Below are 5,580 nucleotides of genomic sequence, written 5' to 3' on the forward strand. Positions count from 1 at the left end.
TTCCACTACAGGCATGCCGGCGATCTCGCCACGATCGGCAAGCGCGCCGCGGTGATCGATTTCGGCTGGCTCAAGCTGACCGGCTGGGCGGCCTGGTGGCTGTGGGGAGTGGCGCACATCTATTTCCTGATCGGTTTTCGCAACCGGCTTGCGGTTTCGCTGAGCTGGCTATGGATCTACGCGACAGGCCAGCGCAGCGCGCGGCTGATCACCCAAGGCGACGACGACAAGGGCTGATTTCCTCGCCCCGATCGTTCATCCGCACGTCATCCGTTGCTGATCGAGTGGCGGCTTCATGCGCGCGACTTGTTGAATGGACTTAAGCAGGTTTCAGAGCGAAGTTCGCTTCGGGGCAGGGCTTGTCAGTTGTCGAAGGAGAAAACATGTCGCAACTGCTCCATCCCATATCCCGCCGCGATCTCCTTGCGGGCGCCGCCGCAGGGGCACTGATTATGCTGCATCCGTTCTCCGCCCGCGCTCAAGGCAACCAGGCCCATCTCCGGATCATGGAGACCACCGACATCCATGTGAACGTGCTGCCTTACGATTACTACGCCGACAAAACGAACGACACGCTGGGCCTGTCGCGCACGGCGTCTCTCATCGATGCTGTGCGCAAGGAAGCCGTGAATTCGATGCTGATCGACAATGGCGACCTGCTGCAGGGCAATCCGATGGGCGACTACATCGCCTATGAGAAGGGGCTGAAGGACGGCGACCTGCATCCGATCATGAAAGGCATGAACCTGCTTGGCTACGAGTGCTCCACGCTGGGCAACCACGAGTTCAACTACGGCCTGTCGTTCCTGGATAAGGTGCTGGCCGGCGCCAATTTTCCCTTCGTCTGCGCCAATTTGATCCGCGGCACCGAGCTTGCCGCGAACCCGCGCGACGACAAGCTCTATCTCAAGCCCTATGTCATCCTCGACAAGAAGATCAAGGACGGTTCGGGCGCCGAGCAGCCGATCAGGATCGGCATCATCGGCTTCGTGCCGCCGCAGATCATGGTCTGGGATCTCAAGAACCTCGAGGGCAACGTCAAGACGCGCGACATCGTCGAGGCGGCCAAGGCCTGGGTGCCGCAGATGAAGGAGGAGGGCGCCGACATCGTCCTTGCGCTGTCGCATTCCGGCATCGACGTGAAGCAGGGCGACATGATGGAGAACGCCTCGTTCTTCGTCGCCGGCGTCGACGGCATCGATGCGGTGTTCACCGGCCACCAGCATCTGGTGTTCCCCGGCAAGAAGGATTTCCAGTCGCTCGACGGTGTCGACACGCAAAAGGGCACGCTGCAGGGCAAACCCGCCGTCATGGGCGGTTTCTGGGGCTCGCATATGGGGCTGATCGACCTGATGCTGGAGCGTGACGGGTCGAAATGGAAGGTCGTTTCAGCCACCTCCGAAGCGCGGCCGATCTTCGAACGCCTCGACAACAAGAACAAGCCGACTGTCCCGGACGACAAGCGCATCATCGCGGCCCTCGACCAGGACCACCAGGCGACGCTGGCCTATGTGCGGCGTCCCGTCGGCAAGACCTCCGCGCCGCTTTATTCCTATTTCGCGCTGGTCGCCGACGATCCGTCGGTGCAGGTCGTCAGCCAGGCGCAGACCTGGTACCTCAGGGATATCCTCAAGAACACGCAATGGAAGGATGTGCCGCTGCTGTCGGCGGCCGCGCCGTTCAAGGCCGGCGGGCGCAACGGCGCCGACTACTATACCGACGTGCCGGCGGGCGACATCGCCATCAAGAACGTTGCCGACCTCTATCTCTATCCCAACACCGTGCGTGCGGTCGAAATCACCGGTGCGCAGGTTAAGGAATGGCTGGAAATGTCGGCCGGCATCTTCAACCGGATCGAGCCTGATAAGGCCGACCAGGCCCTCATCAACACTAATTTTCCGTCCTACAATTTCGACGTCATCGACGGCGTCACCTACAAGATCGATCTGTCGCAGCCGTCGAAATACGATGCCAAGGGCGGGCTGGCCAACGCTGGCGCCAATCGGATCGTCGACCTGAGTTTCGATGGAAAACCAATTGATCCTAAACAGAAATTCGTCATCGCGACCAACAATTACCGGGCCGGTGGCGGCGGCAATTTCCCCGACATCAATGCCTCGAAGATCATCTACGAGGCGCCGGACACCAATCGCGATGTCATCGTCCGCTATATCGTCAGCGAGGGCACGATCAACCCGTCGGCGGACGACAACTGGTCGTTCGCACCGCTGCCTGGAGCCAGCGCCGTCTTCGAAACCGGCCCCAGGGCCAAGGATTTCATTGCGCAGGTGAAATCGCTGAAGATCGAACCGGCGGGCGAGGGCGAGGCGGGCTTCGCGAAATACCGCATCCTGCTTTGAAGGGTGGGCTGCGGGGCGGCTCGATCCAAGCCCCTTACGGCGTGGATTGATCCGAGCCGAAACGTTCCTTGATGTCAGGCATGACGAGATCCAGCGCATCCGTGGAAATGCCGCCGGAATAGCCGTCCGGCAGTTGCTTGATCAGTTCGGGATCGTCGAGCCCTTGCGAAAAGTCGCCGCCGGAATAAGGGCCGAGCAGATAGACGCGGCTGTCGACTCGTTGCATGCGATCGAGAAACCGGTTCGGCCACCCCCACATCCATTTCGCGACGTTGACGGGGATGAGCAAGGTGCCTCTGCGGCAGGCATCCGGAACGTAGCCGCTCCAGCCAATCGCGGCATAGCGCAGGATGCATTGCGTCAGCGATGCGCGGCTTAGCGTATGCATGTCCGGCAGTGCTGCCTTGACGGCGGCGATCGGCTTATCGCCACCATAGACCGACAGATAACCGCGCTCGGCTGGAGACAGCGTGGCAAGCCAGGCGGCCAGCTTTTCGCCTTCGCCCGGATCGTTGCTCTTGACGTTGATGTTGAAGCGGCGGGCCGGGAAGTGCGCCAGAACCTCATCCAGCGATGGCATCATGCCGATACCCTTGCCGCGGAATGGAAAGGTCTTGCCGCCATCCGCCGTATAGCCATAGCCGACATCGAGGGTCTTCAACTCGGCCATGGAATGGCTGCGCGTTTCTCCCTTGCCTTCCGTGCGGCAATCCAGCGTCCAGTCATGGAAGACGGCGAACTTGCCGTCCGTCGTCGGGTGAACATCCAGTTCGAGCGCGTCAGCGCCCAGCGCGAAGGCGGCCTCCATCGAGGGAATTGTGTTTTCGAGGTAGCCATGGCGCGGCGGCAACATGCGACTGGCCGTGCAAGTCTGTCCTGTCATGCCTGCGCGCAAATAATCCTGGGCAAGGCCGCGATGGGCAAGCATCTCCGGCTTGCCGGCGGGGCGACTCGATAACAGCGAGGTGTTGTTGAGCCAGATGCCCACCGCAGCGACACCAATGACGCCGAAGAAGATCGTCCGTCTGCGCATCAGGTGATTTCCGATTCGTCCGTCCTGCGCGGCATTCTGCTTCGCGATCGGACTTTTTGACGGCGACGACGCGGCTATGTCGCGATCATGCTCGACATAGCCTGTTCAAGAGCGTGTCGGCTTACGCCTTGTAGACCACTTGGCGCACGTCGATGTAGCTGGCGCGGAATCCGGCCTCGCAATAGTGCAGGTAGAACTCCCAGAGCTTCTTGAACCGGTCGTCGAAGCCGAGCGGGACGATCTTTTCCCATGACGCCCAGAACCGGTGGCGCCACTCGGCAAGCGTGCGCGCGTAGTCGTCCGGAAACACGCGCTCGCGCAGATGGGCAAGGCCATGATCCTTGCCGAGCGCCTTCAGGATCGACGGCGTCGGCAGCATGCCGCCCGGGAAGACGTAGCGCTGGATGAAATCCGGCCTTGCGCGATAGGTGTCGTAGGCGGCTTCGTTGATGGTGATGATCTGCAGGCCGGCGGTGCCGCCAGGCCTTAGACAGGCCTTCATCTTGCCGAAAAACACCGGCCAGTATTTCTCGCCGACCGCCTCGAACATCTCGATCGAGGCGATGCGGTCATAGGTGCCGGTTTCGTCGCGATAATCCTGCAGCTTGATGTCGACCTTGTCGGCAAGACCAGCCCTGGCGATGCGAGCCGTGGCAAAATCGTGCTGCTCGCGGCTGATCGTCAGCCCGGTCACGCGGCAGCCGATCTCGCGCGCCGCGAATTCGGCGAAGCCACCCCAGCCGCAACCGATTTCCAGCACATGGTCCTTCGGACCGATCCCTGTATCCTTCGCCAGAGCGCGATATTTGGCGGCCTGGGCGCCTTCCAGGTCGTTGGCACCGGTCGTGTAGAGCGCCGAGGAATAGGTCATGCTCGGATCGAGCCATTCCTTGTAGAAGGCGTTGCCGAGGTCGTAATGCGCCGAGATATTGCGTTTCGAACCGGTGCGCGTGTTCTGGTTGAACCAGTGGCGGATGCGCTGGACGGTGTTGATCAGCCAACTGGTGCCGCCCGCGATACGCTCGCCAATGACCGAATTGACCACGAACAGCTCCAGGAAGCTGGTCACATCAGGGCTTTCCCAATCGCCGTCCATATAGGATTCGGCAACGCCGATCGTGCCGCCGGAAAAGGCGCGGCCGGGCAAGCGCCAATTCTTCAGCACCAGTTCGGCATCCGGGCCAGGTCCCTTGCCGCCGACGAGCACGGCGCGGCCGTCCGGCAGCCTCACCCTGAGCGAACCGCGAGGCAGGTTCATCGCCGCCGACAGCACCATGCGCGCTTTCGCCGGCAGACCTTTGACGATCTCCGCGAAGTTGAATTCATCGAGCCTGACCGCGTCGCTCAATGCTACGCCAACATGTTCCTTTTGCGCCATCTCATGCCCCTGGATTTCCGCGGTGCCGGCGCAAATTGCCGGACCACGGTTCTCTTGGATCATTCGCCAGCTTCGAACGCCGCCGCGACCGGTTCGTCGGCGAGCGGGCTCGAACGAAGTGCGCGCCCCCTACCAGAGCTTCAGCGCTTCCCGGTGAATCCGTGCGACAATCTTCCACGTCATGCGGGGAAACTTCAAGGGGCAGGCTGCAAGCGGGGCTGTGCCAAGCAGATTGCTCCCGCCGGCGGGCATCTGTGCCTGTGCACAGCCAAGGCGCAGCGCGTCAAAAAACGCCTATGACCGCAGAATTCCTTGTGCGATAGATTTAGCCATGCGTTATGTAATCGTCATTGCCGCCATCGCATTTTTTTTGATCTGGGATGGCATGTACAATCAGGGCCGCTATCTCGACACCGCTGTGAGAGAGCTTAGCCATGTTGTGCGATATGTTACCAGCAAAGCTTAACTCCAGTGGCAGCAGCCGCGACATCCTTGTCGATTGACGCCAACGTCCTGCCGTCACAAAAGACCCCGGCACTTTGATCGAGGAGGCGGGGTTGATCCGGCATATCGTTTTCTTCAGCGCGCGGCGAAAAGAGGATGTCGAGGCCGTGCGCACCGGCTTGCTGGCGCTCGGCGACATTCCTCATTCCAGCCTGTTCGAGGTCACGCTCAACACCAAGGTGGACCCGCTGTCCGATGAGGTCGACGTGGTCGTCTATGCGGAGTTCGCCGATGACGCCGCGCTGGCCGCCTACAAGGCGCACCCGCTCTACGCGCAGACCACCAGCAAGGTCAAACCAATGCGT

At 61.2% G+C, this 5,580-nt stretch carries 4 protein-coding genes and 1 pseudogene; 3 read left to right on the forward strand and 2 right to left on the reverse strand.

All coding sequences use genetic code 11. The annotated features are described in order from the left end of the window. Both EN984_RS20795 and EN984_RS20800 read left to right on the forward strand, forming a co-directional pair. Positions 1-237, forward strand: a pseudogene (locus EN984_RS20795) (NAD(P)/FAD-dependent oxidoreductase); the annotation flags it as partial. A 146-nt stretch (positions 238-383) separates the two neighbouring features. Next, positions 384-2,360: a bifunctional 2',3'-cyclic-nucleotide 2'-phosphodiesterase/3'-nucleotidase gene (locus EN984_RS20800; protein WP_127272400.1), complete on the forward strand. Its 1,977-nt coding sequence runs from the start codon at positions 384-386 to the stop codon at positions 2,358-2,360. Between the two features lie 34 nt (positions 2,361-2,394). On the opposite strand, the gene EN984_RS20805 is transcribed toward EN984_RS20800, so the two are convergent. Together EN984_RS20805 and EN984_RS20810 are read right to left on the reverse strand one after the other, a co-directional pair. Further along, complete coding sequence (locus EN984_RS20805; RefSeq protein ID WP_127272399.1) at positions 2,395-3,393, reverse strand: glycerophosphodiester phosphodiesterase family protein; 999 nt, start codon at positions 3,391-3,393, stop codon at positions 2,395-2,397. Between the two features lie 121 nt (positions 3,394-3,514). Beyond that, the gene (locus tag EN984_RS20810; protein ID WP_127269951.1) at positions 3,515-4,771 is read right to left on the reverse strand and encodes a cyclopropane-fatty-acyl-phospholipid synthase family protein; all 1,257 of its coding nucleotides are present in this window, start codon (positions 4,769-4,771) and stop codon (positions 3,515-3,517) included. Between the two features lie 557 nt (positions 4,772-5,328). Here EN984_RS20810 and EN984_RS20815 point away from each other — a divergent pair. Next, positions 5,329-5,580 (forward strand): Dabb family protein (locus EN984_RS20815; RefSeq protein ID WP_164765556.1); only part of this gene is annotated, 252 nt, incomplete at its 3' end.

The sequence above is a fragment of the Mesorhizobium sp. M7A.F.Ca.CA.004.12.1.1 genome (assembly GCF_003997835.1).
Taxonomy (GTDB): Bacteria; Pseudomonadota; Alphaproteobacteria; order Rhizobiales; family Rhizobiaceae; genus Mesorhizobium.